The organism is Alteromonas sp. H02 (assembly GCF_059682525.1).
In genome coordinates this window covers 5,522,972-5,539,589 of sequence record NZ_CM185021.1, presented here as the reverse complement: position 1 = coordinate 5,539,589, position 16,618 = coordinate 5,522,972, and the positions used below count along the sequence as shown (strand labels likewise).

Here is a 16,618-nt window from a genome sequence, read left to right as displayed (position 1 = left end):
AAACTTTAGAAATATATATTTATTACGGTTTTTATGAATATTAATGTCGACAATAACAAAGAAATGCATTACTTTCGTTCGTCGCTAAACGCTTTCGTAAACTGAACAATAAGAGGCACATCCCATGCTAAATCAGGTCGCAGTCATTACCGGCAGCAGCAGAGGAATAGGCGCAGCAACAGCGCGGCTGATGGCAGCAAAAGGCTATTCGATAGTGCTTAATTATCAGAACTCTGCCGGACCGGCTGAAGCATTAAAGCAAGAAATTAGCGCTATGGGTGTGCCGTGCATCGCGGTACAGGCAGATGTGTCTGAGGAAGATCAGGTTGAAGCCTTGTTTTCACAGGCCGACGCTTTGGGCCCCCTTGCAGTGCTGGTTAACAACGCCGGCATCCTGGCGCAACAAACCGGCCTGCGCGGCATTTCGGCGGAGCGGTTTCGTCATATCCTGAATGTAAACGTACTGTCCTGCTTCTTGTGTACCAAGGCAGCGGCAACAAGAATGTCGACAAAAGAGGGCGGCTGCGGCGGCACTATCGTAAATGTTTCCTCCACGGCGGCCAAATCCGGAGCCCCCAATGAATACACGGATTACGCCGCATCAAAGGGTGCCATAGACAGCTTTACCCGCGGCTCCGCACTGGAACTGGCTGACGAAGGGATTCGGGTGAATGCAGTGCGACCGGCCCTGATAGATAATGAAATGCATGCCTCAGGTGGCGAGCCAGACAGAGTCAAACGCCTGGAGGCAAAGATACCTCTGCAGCGACCGGGCACTGTACAAGAAGTTGCTGAAGCCATCATCTGGCTGGCAACTAATAAATCATCCTTTGTAACAGGTAGCTTTATCGACGCATCCGGTGGATTATAGTCACACTGTACTGGCTATTTTGAAAGGCAACACATGGAAGTCAGAATTTTTACCAAAACCCTCGCCTACAAGCCGGGATTATTTGCGGCTACCCGGGAAGTTACTGACGGCGGTCTGCAGGACGAAGTCAATCAGCGTTTGGTACACATTCAATGACTAATTTAACCCGCTTAGCAGCCCTTGCTTTTTTACTGTTTATTGTGTGGGTTATTTATATGGCCAACGCCGGGCACAACAGTGTATTTTTTGACTTTGTTGCAGCCATTCCCTACGGCGACAAACTTGGCCACGTAGGTTTATTCGGCACCTTAACCTTTTTAACTGTGCTGGCATCTAAGTTTACCGGCTGGACGCTAAATAACACCAGGCTGTATTTCGGTGCCATCGCGGTTACGCTGTTCGTGATCGGAGAGGAAATCAGCCAGGCCTTTATCCCCTCCCGTACCTTTGACTTTGCCGATCTAAGCGCCGATGCAGTAGGTATTCTGCTGGCCGTACTGGTGTTACGCAAGCTGGAGAAAACGGCGGGTATGCAAACCTACCTTCAGCGCTGACGCCTTACAAAACAGTGGTAGGCCAGCGCCATTAATAAGCAAACTATGGTATTGACGTAACCTGCCACCAGGGCGTTTCGAACAAACAGCTATAACTTTTAGTGGATCTTTTTCTCTACTTTGGCGCGCAGAGCCGCGATATCTTTGTGACGACCTTCGTCAGCTAATGGTCGTGCGGGTCGTGGCGCGGCATTTAACGCTTTATCCAGATAAGCCAGCGCCTGTTCATATTCGCCATCGTCGTACAGGTATTCTGCGTAAAAATAGTTGCTATCTATACCATCCGGATTCACATTCAGCGCACTTTTTAACAGCTGCTCTGCTTTTTTGTCACTGCCAAAGCCAATCGGCCAGCCGGGGACTTTATGGTACAACACACCAAGGCTGGTCATTGCCGATCCCTGCAGCGCATGAGAATCGATAGCCAGCGCATCTTCAAAGCTCTTCTTAGCAGACTTGGCGTATTTCAGTGCGCCGATGCCACCTTCTGCACCGGCAGTGCTCGACTGCACAATACCCAGCCAGATTAAATATTCCGGCTGCTTAGGCTGGGCTTCCACCAACGCCTCGGCTTGTTTGATCAGTGATTTAAATTCATCGGCTTTTTTATCGCTATCGATGTCAGCGTAGTTAATTTTAGCCCAGGCCGACTGAATGTCAGCCAAACCAGGTGTGCTCTCAGCGGCAGTCAGTGGCAGACACACAGCCGCCAGCAAAGCAAGCAGATAACGAACAGTTTTCATGACAGTTTCTCCTTTGTGACAGATGTCAAAAAGCGTTGAATAACGGGTAGTTTTTTAATAAGCGCACGGTCGACAATGCCAGGAAATGCACCATTAATGCGGGCAAACAGTTTTTCCGGGAAACCAATAAACCAACGGGATTTATTACCTTCCAGTTGTGCAACCAGGGCATCAGCAACCCGTTCAGGCGGGTCCATCTGATTACCCAGAGCCTTATTCATCGATACCACTGCATCGGAATTAATGGCCGTTTGAGTGGCCCGCGGCGCCAGATAAAAAAAGTTAACTGAACTGTGCGCATACTCGCGAATAAGTGATTCGGTAAATCCGCGTAAACCGAACTTAGACGCGCAATAGGCTGCATGACAAGGGAAGCCAATACTGCCAAAGGTAGAGCCAACATTGACCACGTAACTCTTGCCTGCACGTTGCAATACAGGAAGTAAGCGCTGGGTCAGGGCGATAGGCGCCGTTAAGTTAGTGGTCAATAGCGCTTCAATACGGGCCATTGGAATAGCACTGAAATCGCCAATTTCATTAATACCGGCGCTGTTGACCAGCATCGTGGGCGGGTGCTCATGACACACCGCCACAACCTTATCCAGACCATCTGCCGTGGTGATATCAGCGCAGGCAACCGTGTGACGCCCTGGCAATGATTCAAGCAGTTCGCTGAGTTTAGCGCTATTGCGGCCAGTCAGGATCAGCGAGGCACCCAGGCCAGCCAGTTTGCGGGCAATGGCTTCACCAATACCGCCGGAGGCGCCGGTGATCAGGCACACCTGATGTTGCCATTGAATAGCCATTACGCGGCCTCCACCAGCATTGTTTTACATTCCAGCGTACGGAAGATATTGGCGTACAACTGAAAGAACATTTTGGCAGAGTGAATGATTAAATCCTGCTCAGCTTTATCGTCAATTTTATTCATCAGGTCACGGAAGAACACGATATGCTCCTGATCCAGCGACCCATGAGAACGCAGATAGCTAAACGCGCCACCGGGTAAATCCAGGGTTTTCCTGATCATGGCGGCAGCGTTATCCGCCAGCGCGATGCTGGTACCTTCCAGCACGAACACCATGCCAAAGAAGCACAAAGGATTTTTACGACGTATTGCGTCGTAAGCGTAAGCCACCATTAATTCAGTGGCCGCAGCAGGCTGACTGTGACGAACCTCCTCTTTATCCACACCGCAGGTAGCCAGGTCGTTGAGGATCCATTCCTGGTGGCCCATTTCTTCCTCGATATACTCGCCAACCGCTTCGCGCAACCATTCTTTACTCTCTGGTAATGCCGCGCCGGTGGCCATCAGTAAAGGCACTGTGTGTTTTACGTGGTGATAAGCTTCGCGTAGGAAGGCGGTGTAATCGTGCAGGGAAATATCACCTTTAAACACCTGCTGAATGATAGGCGAACTGGTTAAATAAGCTCTTTCTGCCTGGGTTTCCTGCTCTAAACGGGTATATAAATTCATGCTGATTACTCCTCGCCTATACAATTTCTGGCGCGTACATAGTTTCGATAACAGACTGAAAATGCGAAACGGCTCTATCCCGTTTTAATTTGCCATTAGCGGTAAATAAGCCGGTATCGGCAGCAATTTCAGGCAGGGTTTGCCACGCCTGTAAGCGGGCATAGTCGGGCAGTTGTTTATTCACTGCCGCAAGGTATTGTTCAATCATTTGCGCGGTGACCGATTTATGGCGTGGTACCAGTAGTGCAGCGCAGTGCGGGCGCGCTTCGCCTACCACCAATACCTGGCTGAACAAGCCACCAGCCATCAGTTGACTCTCGATCCACTCTGGCGAGATGTTGCGCCCTAAAGAGGTGATGATGAGATTTTTTTTGCGACCAGCCACGTAGTAATAACCATCCTTTTTACTCACCAAATCGCCGGTTTTCACTTTTGATGGATAAAACGACTCAGGCTGATTCAGGTAGCCAAGAAAAATCGTCCCACTGGCCACCAGCTCACCGTTTTCAACCGTTAGGGTATTGTGACCAAGCGAGCGCCCTACGCTATCGGCACTTTCTGCACCAGGCAGATTGAGAGTATTTACCGAGACACATTCAGACAGGCCATAGCCCTGATAAACCGGCAAACCGACTTCTCGGGCTGTGGTTATCAAACCAGCGGGCACATGAGCGCCGCCCACCGCAATAAACGTTAATGACCGTGGTGGCTGCCAGCCATTACTGCAGGCGGTAACCAGCATCAATAAGAGCTCTGGCACCAGAATCAACGATTGAGGCTGAGCTTTGCTGATAGCACTTAGCATCGCCGCCGGGTCGGTTAACCTGGCGCCGGAAAAACCCAGCTCGTCACTACCGCAGATCACCACTGTGCCACCACAGATTAAAGGAGCGTACACACCAGCGATATTCTCCAGCAGGGTTGCCAAAGGTAACAGGCATTGATGGCGCACATGCGGCATCTTCAGCGCTGCATCCAAACTGGCAGCAACCCTGGCTTGCGAGACATTGCTCAGGCAGACGCCTTTAGGATTACCGGTAGAGCCGGAAGTAAAGGTAACTTTCCCAGTGCCGACGGGGACTTCTGGCAACATCGGGTTATCCCACAATGTTGCGTACAATTGATTAAACGGCGAAGACGTCGGCTGACCACCGGAAAACAATCTGGGTTGATCGGTGATAATGAGTTCAATACCGGCTTCGGCAAGCAGGTGTTGCCGCTGGGTCGCTGAAAAATAAGGTGGTACCGGAACCAGTAATTTATTTGCCCGCTGACAGGCCAAATCGCAAGTAATCCATTCGGCACTGTTATCGGCCAGCAATGCTATGCGTTCTGCAAAGTGCGAAGCCAACCAGTCAGCCACCTGACTCACCCGGTCATTCAACTCTGCATAAGTCAGACTGCCGCTTCGCCAGCTAAGCGCTTGCCTGGCTGGCCATTGTTGCCAGTTTTGCAAAATCATAACTGTGCTCCCAATTGTGCCGAGAACGCCGGAGCCAGAGGCGCAAACTGCTCATAGCCGGTGCGTAATTTCGGGTTGTCCAGGGTTAACTGAATAATATCGGCGACCTTGGCTGCCACGACTTTAGGTCCTGTTTGGTAATAGGTACCCCAATTTTGTTTTGGCTCACCTAACCGGGTTTCATCGGCGTCTGTAAGGTAATGCAGAGCCAGGCCGCCATGTTCCATCATTCTTTGTAGTCGGGTAGTGGCAGTAAACACCAATACTGAAATATGCTGCTGAAATAATCCCATGGCGGTGAGCAATAACAACGGCATGGTATAGCGGGAAGATTTGCTGTAGAGATTACCGATTTCGGCCAGTCGATGGCGCGGACAATGGATGCCATTATCGCTTAGTGCCTGCTCCAAAGAGTCAGGGAAATAGGTTTCCACAAACATTTTTTCATTGCCGGTACGAATGCCCAGTGCGGCTTCGATGTTGTTACCTCCGAGGGCAATCAGCACGGGCATAAATTCGGTAATGTCTGCCTGATAGGCCTGGTTAAAGCCTTTAGCAATATGGTTTTCAATGGTTTTTCTCTTTGTGCTTTGCTGATTGACTACCTGTAAGCTTGGTAAGCTGGCAGCAGGCACCACAGTCGAGCCTTTACGCGGAACACGCAGGCGTGATAATTGTTCTGAAACAGGTTGGATGGTACTCAACATAACTTCGTCTCATTGGGTGACTGTTGAGCGAAATTATGAACTGTCAATATTAAGCGAACCTTAAGTGCCCAAAAATCTACAGATTTTTGGGCACTCCGGAAACGTCTACGTTATCCGGATCTCCTTAAAAGCTTGTCTCACCAATAAAAATCAGCGGGTTTGCCTTGGCTCTTTTTATATAACACCAACGGGTTAGCCATCCGAATCCGGCTAAAACTGCTGACGAGCTCTGCAGTTCCACGCAAATTAAGCGACAAACTCAATCCGCGATGCCGGACTTTTAATCACAGAGCAACTTGGGAAATGTGTGGACACCGGAATGGCGTTCAATGGAATTGGCGAGTTGGCCATTGTTGATATAACTGGCCATATATTGATTGATGACTGGCAGCAGATCTTGCCTTCCTGGCCGGAGGACAAACACCAGATCAACACTGCTGATCACATTGGGAGACTGATAAAACTCATTGTCGCAGAATTGGCGTTTATTGAGCACCGACAACGCGTTTTGTTCGCTCATAATGGCATAATCACAACGGCCTTTGGTGAGCATAAGCGCCATCAGTGTCTGGCTGGCCGAGTTTACACGAATCAGTGGGTGCTGTTCACTTTCAAAAGCCGTCTGTAACACCGGATATTTAAACCCAAGGCGGGTACAAACCAACTCTCCGCTACTCTCAGCCAACTCAAATGGCCCGTCAAAAGCGGTTGTTGCGTACAGATAGCTATCATGCTGTAGCAGCGGATTGCTGAAGATAAATCCCTTGGGGTCGTCCAGCCATTCCTCGCCAGAAAGAAACATATCGGCCTTACCCTGGCGCAGGAATAACTCGTTGCGGGCGCGGCTGGAATCAAGGTAAGTGACCCGCAGGTTTGCCTTGTCGGCAAAGCTGTTAAAAAAGTCCACAACCACGCCCTGATAGGACTGACTTTGCGAATCAAAATACAGATAGGGCGGTGAGCCGGGCGAATTAATCGCAAAGATGATCTCTTGCGTCGGCGGTAAGGCCACTGCACGACCGGCAGAGAATACACTGCTTAGAAGTAAGAGTATGCAATAGGAAATTAACCGCATTGTGCTAATTTTTCTGCCTCATCTGCCAAAGCGACCTTATGCCGCCTGAAAACCATCTCAGAGTATACCTCAGGGCCTCTCTGCACGCTAACGCCAATATAACGTGCGGACTGTTTCCCCATGATGCAGTACCTATGGTATTTAGCTATTTATAGTGGCAAGTTGATACTCGTTAATAATGACAAAGAGTTGAATTTCACTGATCGTTTAGCGCCTCGAGCAATTTCTGGCCAACTCAGGTGAACACCTCTTTAACCATAAACTAAGTCAGGCTGCGTATACAGTAATGGTCAGGAGCAACCATCAGTGCAGCACGCCACAAGAGATGTTGGCATTGCAATTGGGGTTTACCGGTATGGATGACGGTACACTTTATATTTTGCGCACTACAGTCTGGCTAACTCAAGCGGCTATTTTCAGGCATTGCCACGCATCTGGCGGGAGCCTGGCCGCCCAAGACAGCCAGCCAAACACCATTGCCAGTAGCGTACCGACGATATACATCAAGGGTGTAGCGATTTACTAAAATTCGTATTCCATGGCCATACGCAGTGTATGGTCTTTGCTGTCACCGTTGAGTCCGGCAATAAAAGCCAGCTCCCATTTAAGTTGCTTTTGTTTATCGAAGCGCTTTATCCCCATAAAGGCCGGACCTACACCAATAAAATCCTCCGCGGCATAAAACTCCACAGCCGGCTGAATTTCCGGGATCCAGCGATAGCGAAATTTCATTTTAAACTCGCTTTCAAACTCAGACTCGATGGTGTCTCCCCATTCGTACACCAACAGCACGTTGGTAGTTAAGCTAAAGCGCCCCAGTTCTTTTTCGGTGAGCACACCGCCCTTAAACTCCCAATCGTTACTGGCATTTTGTTTTTCCAATTCAAACAACAGCCCCCAATCAGCCCAGTATTGCCCTTGCTCGGTAAGCATCGAACGCAACTCCAGCTCGTAACCAGCCACACCGAAATTGCCGGTGTCATCACGAGAGCCAACAATATAGGCCTCCAGAATAGTGTATTCAGACAACGCATGACCAAACGAAATCCGCTGCATCAGAATATTGCCGTCTTCCTCACTCTGGCGAGAGGTCAGGCGCCATTCGACTTCACGCTCAAAGGGTAAAACATAGGGATGATAAACCCTGTCGACGGTAAAATTGTCGGCCCACACCTTGCCCGGCAAAACCAGTAACAGGGCTATAACCAGATATAATCTCATCTTAACTCCCCGGTTAGCTGACGCTTACCAACCAGTAACGAACATAAGTAACAATACACAACCGGAAACAGTATCGAAGCCACGTAAATCAACATATAAGCTCCCGTCGGCGTAGCTTCGTACCCGATTAACACATTGAGAAAGTGACCATACTCACTGTCATCCGCCACCCAGCCTGAGGTATCCCATAACCGACGCTGATTTGGCAGCAAATTTATTTGTTCCAGCAACATCGCGATGCCAGCAATCTGACCAGCAAAGAAGAGGATCAGAACCGCGAACTTAATCACTCTGACGCGAATTGCAGCGACTGCGACATAGAGCAGTACCCCCACGCTCAGGCTGATCCCAAGCCCAATGACATTGCCCAGAATGAGTGACGCACCGGCATCGGATGCCGACCAATAGGCAAGTAAATAAATAATAAAATGGATCACGTTAATAAACGTAATGCCAACCATCAGCAAGGCACTTAACCACTGCGTTGAAGAGGTATTGCCCTGATATTGCCGGCGGACAAACTCTCCCAACCCGCTTAGCATAACAACCAGCACCAGCGTTTTAATGAGCTCCAGACCGCCCCCCTCAAACCATTCAGAAACGACGGATAAATTGAAATACAATCCCACAGCCATCAGAAAACCCGCCAGTGTGCCGCCAAGCAGATAACGCGCATTTCCCCCCTGCTGAGCCAGTAAAAAGCTGAACAACAGAAATACGGGCAAGGTGTCACGAATAAACAGGATCACGGTGTTAATCAGCATCCGTTGCCTCCTTGTCGCCTACAATGACATAGCCCAATGCGGAATTCGGGTGCAATTCACCAAAAAACTTATAGCGGCCATTTGGCAATGGGCCAACGAAAATAGTGCCTTTGCTGTGGCCAAAAATCACCTTCTCGCGGTTAAGATCAAAACTATCAATTTCCTCTGGCGAGGGATCATGGTTAATAAATACCAGACGCACTTTCTTACCTTCCGGAATGCGCACGGTTTGCGGGATAAACAGATGGTCACGAATTTCAATCACCACTTCTGGCAGCGCTGCCAACGCATGCAATGGCGCCAGTGTTAACAGGGTTAGCGTTATGGTTTGCAGAATCAGCTTCATGACTCAGTTACCTCAAAAGGTAAACTCACCGTCACTTTTAAGCCCCCCAGCACAGAATCATCGAGAGCAATTTTGCCATGATGCAAGGTGACAATTTGCCCAACAATGGCCAGTCCCAGGCCGCTGCCCGTTGACTTGTACTTTTCATCTTTCTGATCGCGGTAAAAGCGTTTAAGCACCTGGGAGCGCTCATGTGGTGCTATACCAGGGCCTGAGTCTTCCACCATAAAACACACCTGATTATCCTGACTCAACACCGTTACCTGAATGGCTGCGCTCTGAGGCGAATAGGCACTGGCGTTGGCAATCAGGTTTTGTAACATGGTGTACAGGGTAAATTCGGTGCTCATCAAAAATGCACTGTCGCCCTCGAGGCTGATGTCCTGATGTTTACTGTCGATTTTACTGTAAATGTCAGCAATCACATTTTGCGCCACAACAAAAGCGTCCACCTTACTTAATTGCAAGTGAAACATCTCCGGGCTGGTGCGACTCAGCAGTAAAATCTGATTCACCACGTGGATCATTCGATCGGTGTCCTGCTGTATGGCTTGCAGTTTACCCGCATCGTCATGGCGCTCTTTGGCCAGATTATGCAGGTTAATTTTCATTACGCTCAGTGGTGTGCGCAGCTCGTGGGCGGCATTGGAAGCAAACTGCTGTTCGCGCTCAAAGGCTTCATTAAGGCGCAGGAACATGGTGTTAAGGGTGTCCATCACCGGCTGCATTTCAGTCGGCACCTGGGGCAAAGACACCGGCGACAAATCCTTGCCCTGGCGGTTAGACAGTTTTGATGACAGTAACTTAAGGGGCTTTAACCCCAGACTCACCGATATGAAGACGATAAGCGCCAATATCGGTACCGCATAAATAAACGGCATAATGACCGATACCGTTAAAGCATCGGTTAACCCCACGCGGCTTTGTAACGGCTGCCCAACGATAACTGTAGTACCGTCTGTCAGAGTCTGTTTATAAACCCGCCAGCGCCGGCCATCAAAATTTTGTTCGGAAAAGCCATCCGCGCCAATGGTGAGCGGCTCATCTGGCTGATTGGGCGAGTCGGTGATAAGTGTACCGTCGCGCCAGATCTGATACACCAGTTCACTACTACCGAAGCCATCCATTTGCTGACCATTGCTCAGTGCTACCGAATACAACAGAGTAGTTAGCTCCTGATCCATAAACCGCGACGACATCGACAGCGCCGCGCGATAACCATGGATCGCAGCACTGAAAATCACCAGGATCAGCGAGCTGATAAGCACCAGCGTTATCGTGCGCCGTATTGAGTGCAATCGTCAGGCTCCGTTAACAGGGATACTGTAGCCTACACCACGAATGGTTTTGATAAAGTTCTCCGGCAGCTTTTTACGCAAATGGTGGATGTGCACTTCGATAGTATTGCTTGAGACTTCGTCGCCCCATTCATATAACCGTGACTCCAGTTTTTGTTTGGGCTGAATACGGCCGCCGTTTTCCATTAACACCTTTAATAACATCAGCTCCCGTCGAGGCAGCGAAACGGCTTCTCCGGCCACGCTCAGCTCCAGCGTTTGTGTATTTAAGGCCACCTCACCAATTTTTACTATGGCAGTACTGGCCGTACCTAAACGACGCTCAAGGACACGCAAGCGGGCAAACAGTTCGTCCATATCAAAAGGCTTGGGTAAATAATCATCAGCACCAGCGTCTAAACCCAGTATTTTATCGGTCACTTTATCCCGGGCGGTCAGAATGATCACCGGCATGTCTTTCACTTTGTGGCGAATCTGGCGCAGCACTTCCAGCCCATCCATATCCGGCAGGCCAAGATCGAGGATTACAATATCGGTTTGCTCTGCCGCCAGCATTGCCAGCGCCTCACTGCCGCGATAAACACAGTCCACCACATAACTGGCGTCCCGCAGCGATTTACTCAGCGCGGCCGAGAGCGGCTGGTCATCTTCAACAAGAAGTATTCGCATGTTATTGATAACGTGAAATTTAAGTTAACCCCAGTATAGCAGTTAAATCTTAAGCAAACCTTAAGGGAAATTGCAGCATAGCAATGCTTATACCCGCAGTTCGCCAGTCACCTACAGGGGGTAAGAAAGAATAAAACAGGCCCCCCCCAGCGAGTTGCTGGAAATCACCGATACCGTCCCTGCGTGCCAGAGCTGAATTCGTTTTACAATGGCCAGCCCTAAACCGGCGCCGCCAGCATAACGTACGCGGCTGTTGTCAGGCCTGAAAAACGGTTCAAAAATACGCGCGGCCTGGGCGGGTTCTACGCCGGTACCGTCGTCGTTTACGGCAATGTTTATCGCAGTATCGGTTTGATAAACTTCAATAATAATCTGCGACTTAGCATGGCGGATAGCATTATTCAGCAGGTTAATAACAGCCCGCTCTATAAAGTGACCATCCCCACGCACGGTAAATTCGTTACCACTCACCAACAAGGTCTTACTGGTGGTTAGTGCTAACCTGGCCACCACTTCACTGCATAGCGTATTTAGCGGAATATCGGCGATGTTGAGCTCCGGCGTCATGGCATCGTACTGGGTGTAATCGAGCATCTCCTGCACCAGCCCCTCAAGCTCATCCAGATCGGCCTGAATGCCACGCCATGCCTGACTATCCGGCTCAGGTTTCATTTCCAGGGCAAACTTTAATCTGGCAATGGGCGTTCTGAATTCATGAGCCACAGCACCGGTCAGTTCGCGTTGGTCACGTAGTAAACCGTGAACCCGCTCGCTGAGCATATTGAGCTTGTTAGCGATAGGCTGGATAACAGAGCGCTTTTTAAGCGCGATGGCGACATTTTCACTTTCCTGACCAAGATGATTGACCTTGCGGGTAAGATAAGCCAGATCCCGCCACAGGGGCCACAACCAGATTGCCAGCATCACACCCAGCAACAGCAGGAACGCCGAAAGATAGATCAGTAAATAGGGCCTGGACACTTCGGTAAACGGCAACGAAAGCACAATCAAACGGCGTTCACTGGCCGGTATATAAATGAACCTTGCAGTGTCGGTATACAAGGTGACGGGCAAGCCGGCCTCCAGGTCGGCTTGCTCCGCAGCAGACCAGTTGATCGCCGCACTGTCTTTCAGCTTGTAATCGATACCCGCCTGGCGGAGTGTTGCCAGCAGTTGCTTTTGATCTTTTAATGTCAACGGCAATAAGGCCTTTGCCAACACCATGTCGGCCGGCTCGCGGTAATCTTCGTCAGGCCAAATCAGTTCGAGCGTGCTGCTGATAAGTACCAGAGAGACCGCCATAAACAGGTAAAAGCTCACGAACAGGCGGGTCATTCGTCACTCCATGCATCCGCCACAAAAAAGAATCCCTTGCCCCAGATAGTTTTGATGCGGTAAGGGTTTTGCGGATTGTCTTTGAGCTTTTTACGCAAGCGGGACACCCTGACGTCAGCCGAACGGTCGAGGCCGTCATATTCACGGCCAATCAGCTCTTTATACAGGGTGGTGCGTTCTACCAGATGTGAGGCGTTATCGGCCAATAAACACAGCAGGTCGAATTCGTGGCTGGTTAAAGTGATATCCTCGCCGCCCAGATTGACTCTGCGCGACAGCTTGTCAATGCTCAACTTGCCAAAAGTCACTACCGAGCCACTTTGAACCGGCGCTTCAGCCGAGGCGGCGCGACGCATCAGGGCATTCAGCCTGGCCAGTAGCACCCGCGGTTCCACCGGCTTAACCACATAATCGTCAGCGCCTATTTCCAGTCCCAGCACCTGATCAAAGCTCTCACTTTTCGCCGTCATAAACAGCAGCGGCCCGGTATAAAATTGACGTAATCGATTGCATAAGTTAAAGCCATCATCCCCCGGTAGCATGACGTCCAGAATAATGGCATCCGGTGGTGCATCCTTCACTCGCTCTACGAGCCCTTCACCATCGGCAAACCGGTCCACGCTAAAATCATTGGCCGTCAGGTACTGACTAACCAGCTCAGCCAGTCTTTCATCGTCTTCAACCAGGATAAGCGACTTCATCAGAATAAACTCCAGGGATTTTTAACGCGGCGTCTGAGCATCGAAGCGCTGCGATAACGCAGTGTGAGTATTACCGAAGCCTGGTACGTATTGCTTTCTCTCACCAGGCTAAGCTCTGACTCTTCTTTTAACCTAACCTTCACAGCACCTGGCATGCCACTATGAGGCCAGCACCCCAGCGGCTCGGTGTTCAGCGTCAGGCAATATCTGTCGTCAGGAAGCGGTGGATAGTGCAGCGTGACTGACATAACACATTCATCGCCTTGTTCTGCAGCGATACACTCACTGGGCGTGGCTGAAAAGGCGTCGTCCTCAGCTTCTGCCGGCATTAACAATGCCCCTGAGAGCAGCAGAAGTAAGCAGAATAAACGCACCCAAACCCCTTAAAACTGATAGCCGAAGCCAATGAAACCACTGGCAACGTAGTCTTTAGACACCAGCGGGCTGTCGGTCATGCCGCTGCCCAGGGTGGATAACTGCACCCGGCCCACCCAGCGCCAGTGCTTGCTTAAAGATTTATTGAGTAGCAGCCCGACACTGGTTTGCAGGGCATGGTCTGCGGCGTACCACAGGCTGCTATTAGCCGTATCCTCACCATCTATACCGTAATAATAATCTATCAGCTTCTCGCTCTTGTAGGTCACTGAAGCATTAGCGGCAAAGCGCCAGTCGTCCCACTGCCAGCGGTACTGGTATTTTAGTTGTGCATAATACCCCTGATGTACGCCGAGCGGGTCGCCGGCTACCGCAGCAGATAACAGGCTGTCGGAGCCATTCCAGTTGACTCTGAAACCAGCATCAGCGGTCCACTTTCGGCTGCTGATGTCGTTGATAGATATTGAATCCCGGGGGGCGGGGGATTCACCGTCACTATCGCCGGGTTGCAACGGGCTGCCAATAACATCCGCCGCGCTGGTATTAACAGACAAAACGATATTTGCCGGGTGCCAGAACGCAAAGTAGGAACGCTCTCGGTTCGCTCTCACGAACAATTCGGTGGTTACATCACTGCGCAATAGCCACTGATAGCCAACCTCACCGTTGTCGAAATAAGCATTTTCGCCATACCAGGCTACATCGGGTAAAACCACCAGCGGGATAGGATCGCCATCGACCAGTGGATTGGTTCTGGCGCCAATGCCCACCGCGATGCCTAATTTCCAGGAGTTGGGTGCTATGCAGGCATCGTCACTCTCACAGGCCCACGCAATGCCGTGGCCTGACAGCCACAGCAATAAACAGCACAGCAAAGGGATCCGCACACCATAGCTCCGGCAGGTTATTCAGATTTTTAAGATTATCAAACCCTGAGAGCCTGCACAGCACCCGATTACAAATTGTCACATTTCTACATAGTTTGGATCGGATTATTCCTTAAACAAGCACTAGGGTAGTAATCAACCTCACCGCTTAAAAGGACATGGATATGAACCTGAAGCAAAAAACCGACCTGATGTGGAAGTGCCTGGCTGTAGCGATATTTTCAACCTGTACAATTACCGCCTGCAGCAACGACGGTAACGAGAGTCCGCCGACGCTCAGCTACATGACAGCGACGGACTCAGCCTTAACCACTGCGCAACAGGTCAGTGCCGAACGCTATGTTAAAAATGGCATCTATCTGATGAAAAAATCGCAGGCAACGGCGGTGGAGAGAGCCGCCGATGATACTGCGGCGCCGGCCAGCTTTTCGACCACCAACACCCAGATTGCCGGTGTCGATGAGGCGGACCGTATTGAATACAACGGTGACTATCTGTTTGTGGCCGATTTACCGGTGTGGACCGCGGACCACGGAGAAGTCAAAAAAGTGCACATTCTGGCGCGCCAGAACGATTATTCTTTAACCGAAGCCGCGACAATATCATTGCAGGACAACCTTAACGTAGCGGGCATGTACCTGTATGAAGATACCCTCGGCGTGGTTAGTCACTCTTTCCAGTATTACGCCATGGCCGATATTCTGGTCGACTCAAGCCCCTGGCAACAACCAGAGAACGATACATATATTGATATTTACGGCGTCGCCGACCCTGCCAATCCCAGTTCTGTGAGTAACATTCGTATTGATGGCGGTCTGATTAACTCTCGACGTATCGACAACCATTTGTTTATCGCCACGCAGTTTGTGCCTAATCTGGAAGACTTGCCTCATGCCGGCACCAGCAACCGCAGCCTGGTTGATCTGTACAACGCAATCCAGGCAAAAGACAGCAGTGAGCTGGTTCCCAAAATCACCATTAACGGCCAAACCAGTGATCTTTATCAGTTAACTGATTGCTTGTTACCCCAGCGTGCCACTAAACAGAATGGTCATACGCAAATGGTTAGCGTGGTTAAAATTAATTTGGATAACCCTATGGATTATTCCTCGCTGTGCATGCTGACCGAAGCCCATGGCCTGTTCGCCTCGGCCGATCACCTGTATTTACATGCCAGTAGCGAAGAAAAAACGGTTGTGCATAAAGTCGCTCTGGGCAATGAGATCCGCTATCAGGCAACTGCCAGTGTGGTAGGCACTCTGGGTCGGCAAAGTTCAGCGCAATTCCGACTGGCTGAGCGCGACGGCAAATTACTGGCTGTGACTACAGTGGGCGCCTGGTCACAGGATCCCGAGCATATGCTGCATATCCTTGAGCAACAGGGCAGTGAGCTGGTAGAAATTGCCACCCTGCCCAACGAATCTCAACCCGCGCCCATTGGTAAGCCAGGTGAAGCCATTTATGCGGTGCGCTTTTTTGAAGACAGAGCCTTTATCGTTACCTTTGAACAGATTGACCCCTTGTACGTGATTGACTTAACGGACCTTTACGCGCCAATGGTTGCCGGCGAACTGGAGATACCAGGCTTTTCCAGCTACCTGCATCCCATGGAAAACGGGCTGTTACTGGGCGTAGGCCAACAGGTCAGGAATGATGCGATCCCCGTAAGCGGCAGCACCCCGCTGGAAACCCCCATTGAGGAAGGCATGAAAGTCAGTTTATTTGATGTACTCGACCCGGCCAATCCGGTGGTACTGGGTGAATTTGTCTGGCCGCAAGCCTATACCCCGGTGGAATACGACCACCGCTCACTGTCGGTGCTGAAAACGGAGTCCGGCTACCAGTTTGCACTACCCTCACAAACCTGGGGGTTCGACGACTCCGGTTACTGGTTTACCCATAATGCCTTGCAGACGCTGGAGGTCAATGAAGCAGATCGGACGCTGAGCCTTATTGATTCGATAACTCCGACAACAGAGGACGACTATTACATTGGCAGCTATGAGGATCGCAGCGTGTTGCACAATGGCCATATTTATTATCTTCGCGGTAACCTGGTTTATCACGCGCTATGGCAACCAGATGCCGTGGTTGACGGGCCTTACTGATTGCTTTCAAAATTCACTGGTGCAA

General features: G+C 50.4%; 20 protein-coding genes. 5 read left to right on the top strand and 15 right to left on the bottom strand.

Going from position 1 to position 16,618, the window contains the following annotated elements:
- Nucleotides 1-124: 124 nt before the first annotated feature.
- From AC566Q_RS25545 to AC566Q_RS25535, 3 genes are read left to right on the top strand one after another with little or no spacing between them, the layout of a single operon-like run.
- Nucleotides 125-871: an SDR family oxidoreductase gene (locus AC566Q_RS25545; RefSeq protein WP_499612408.1), complete on the top strand. Its 747-nt coding sequence runs from the start codon at nucleotides 125-127 to the stop codon at nucleotides 869-871.
- A 33-nt stretch (nucleotides 872-904) separates the two neighbouring features.
- On the top strand, nucleotides 905-1,027 hold the full coding sequence (locus tag AC566Q_RS25540) for a hypothetical protein (protein ID WP_276309521.1): 123 nt from the start codon (nucleotides 905-907) through the stop codon (nucleotides 1,025-1,027).
- A complete protein-coding gene (locus AC566Q_RS25535; RefSeq protein ID WP_105935029.1) occupies nucleotides 1,024-1,425 on the top strand; it encodes a VanZ family protein in 402 nt (133 codons plus the stop codon). Before AC566Q_RS25540 ends, AC566Q_RS25535 begins: the two co-directional genes overlap by 4 nt.
- A 98-nt stretch (nucleotides 1,426-1,523) precedes the next feature.
- On the opposite strand, the gene AC566Q_RS25530 is transcribed toward AC566Q_RS25535, so the two are convergent.
- From AC566Q_RS25530 to AC566Q_RS25505, 6 genes are all read right to left on the bottom strand, one after another.
- Nucleotides 1,524-2,168, bottom strand: a complete 645-nt coding sequence (locus AC566Q_RS25530) for a tetratricopeptide repeat protein (protein WP_499612405.1) — start codon at nucleotides 2,166-2,168, stop codon at nucleotides 1,524-1,526.
- Nucleotides 2,165-2,974: an SDR family oxidoreductase gene (locus AC566Q_RS25525; protein WP_105935027.1), complete on the bottom strand. Its 810-nt coding sequence runs from the start codon at nucleotides 2,972-2,974 to the stop codon at nucleotides 2,165-2,167. Before AC566Q_RS25525 ends, AC566Q_RS25530 begins: the two co-directional genes overlap by 4 nt.
- On the bottom strand, nucleotides 2,974-3,645 hold the full coding sequence (locus AC566Q_RS25520) for an iron-containing redox enzyme family protein (protein WP_499612402.1): 672 nt from the start codon (nucleotides 3,643-3,645) through the stop codon (nucleotides 2,974-2,976). The genes AC566Q_RS25525 and AC566Q_RS25520 overlap by 1 nt, the downstream gene beginning before the upstream one ends.
- 16 nt (nucleotides 3,646-3,661) lie before the next feature.
- Complete coding sequence (locus AC566Q_RS25515) at nucleotides 3,662-5,107, bottom strand: AMP-binding protein (protein WP_105935025.1); 1,446 nt, start codon at nucleotides 5,105-5,107, stop codon at nucleotides 3,662-3,664.
- On the bottom strand, nucleotides 5,104-5,814 hold the full coding sequence (locus tag AC566Q_RS25510; protein WP_499612400.1) for a thermostable hemolysin: 711 nt from the start codon (nucleotides 5,812-5,814) through the stop codon (nucleotides 5,104-5,106). The genes AC566Q_RS25515 and AC566Q_RS25510 overlap by 4 nt, the downstream gene beginning before the upstream one ends.
- A gap of 280 nt (nucleotides 5,815-6,094) precedes the next feature.
- Nucleotides 6,095-6,826 (bottom strand): substrate-binding periplasmic protein, encoded by a 732-nt coding sequence (locus AC566Q_RS25505; RefSeq protein WP_499612399.1) that lies wholly within the window; start codon nucleotides 6,824-6,826, stop codon nucleotides 6,095-6,097.
- A 349-nt stretch (nucleotides 6,827-7,175) separates the two neighbouring features.
- On the opposite strand from AC566Q_RS25505, the gene AC566Q_RS25500 reads away from it, so the two are divergent.
- Nucleotides 7,176-7,415 carry a hypothetical protein gene (locus tag AC566Q_RS25500; RefSeq protein WP_499612397.1) on the top strand — a complete coding sequence of 80 codons (240 nt, stop codon included), beginning with the start codon at nucleotides 7,176-7,178 and terminating at the stop codon, nucleotides 7,413-7,415.
- Here the strand turns inward: AC566Q_RS25500 and AC566Q_RS25495 are convergent.
- The 9 genes from AC566Q_RS25495 to AC566Q_RS25455 form a co-directional block, all read right to left on the bottom strand.
- A complete protein-coding gene (locus AC566Q_RS25495) occupies nucleotides 7,412-8,110 on the bottom strand; it encodes a hypothetical protein (protein WP_499612396.1) in 699 nt (232 codons plus the stop codon). The two genes, AC566Q_RS25500 and AC566Q_RS25495, sit on opposite strands and share 4 nt — an antisense overlap.
- Nucleotides 8,107-8,874: an FTR1 family protein gene (locus tag AC566Q_RS25490; RefSeq protein ID WP_499612394.1), complete on the bottom strand. Its 768-nt coding sequence runs from the start codon at nucleotides 8,872-8,874 to the stop codon at nucleotides 8,107-8,109. Before AC566Q_RS25490 ends, AC566Q_RS25495 begins: the two co-directional genes overlap by 4 nt.
- Entirely contained in the window at nucleotides 8,864-9,220 is a 357-nt protein-coding gene (locus AC566Q_RS25485; RefSeq protein ID WP_105935019.1) for a cupredoxin domain-containing protein, read from the bottom strand. The genes AC566Q_RS25490 and AC566Q_RS25485 overlap by 11 nt, the downstream gene beginning before the upstream one ends.
- Nucleotides 9,217-10,518 carry an ATP-binding protein gene (locus AC566Q_RS25480; RefSeq protein ID WP_499612392.1) on the bottom strand — a complete coding sequence of 434 codons (1,302 nt, stop codon included), beginning with the start codon at nucleotides 10,516-10,518 and terminating at the stop codon, nucleotides 9,217-9,219. The genes AC566Q_RS25485 and AC566Q_RS25480 overlap by 4 nt, the downstream gene beginning before the upstream one ends.
- Nucleotides 10,519-10,521: 3 nt before the next feature.
- The gene (locus AC566Q_RS25475) at nucleotides 10,522-11,187 is read right to left on the bottom strand and encodes a response regulator (RefSeq protein ID WP_105935017.1); all 666 of its coding nucleotides are present in this window, start codon (nucleotides 11,185-11,187) and stop codon (nucleotides 10,522-10,524) included.
- 111 nt (nucleotides 11,188-11,298) lie between these two features.
- Entirely contained in the window at nucleotides 11,299-12,522 is a 1,224-nt protein-coding gene (locus tag AC566Q_RS25470) for an ATP-binding protein (protein WP_499612390.1), read from the bottom strand.
- Nucleotides 12,519-13,223, bottom strand: coding sequence for a response regulator (locus tag AC566Q_RS25465; RefSeq protein WP_499612388.1), 705 nt, complete (start codon nucleotides 13,221-13,223; stop codon nucleotides 12,519-12,521). Before AC566Q_RS25465 ends, AC566Q_RS25470 begins: the two co-directional genes overlap by 4 nt.
- Complete coding sequence (locus tag AC566Q_RS25460) at nucleotides 13,223-13,552, bottom strand: DUF3019 domain-containing protein (RefSeq protein WP_105935014.1); 330 nt, start codon at nucleotides 13,550-13,552, stop codon at nucleotides 13,223-13,225. Before AC566Q_RS25460 ends, AC566Q_RS25465 begins: the two co-directional genes overlap by 1 nt.
- Before the next feature lie 54 nt (nucleotides 13,553-13,606).
- On the bottom strand, nucleotides 13,607-14,485 hold the full coding sequence (locus tag AC566Q_RS25455; RefSeq protein WP_170308487.1) for a MipA/OmpV family protein: 879 nt from the start codon (nucleotides 14,483-14,485) through the stop codon (nucleotides 13,607-13,609).
- Nucleotides 14,486-14,649: 164 nt separating this feature from the next.
- Here AC566Q_RS25455 and AC566Q_RS25450 point away from each other — a divergent pair, with 164 nt between their 5' ends.
- Complete coding sequence (locus AC566Q_RS25450; protein WP_170308486.1) at nucleotides 14,650-16,593, top strand: beta-propeller domain-containing protein; 1,944 nt, start codon at nucleotides 14,650-14,652, stop codon at nucleotides 16,591-16,593.
- The last annotated feature ends 25 nt before the right edge of the window (nucleotides 16,594-16,618 follow it).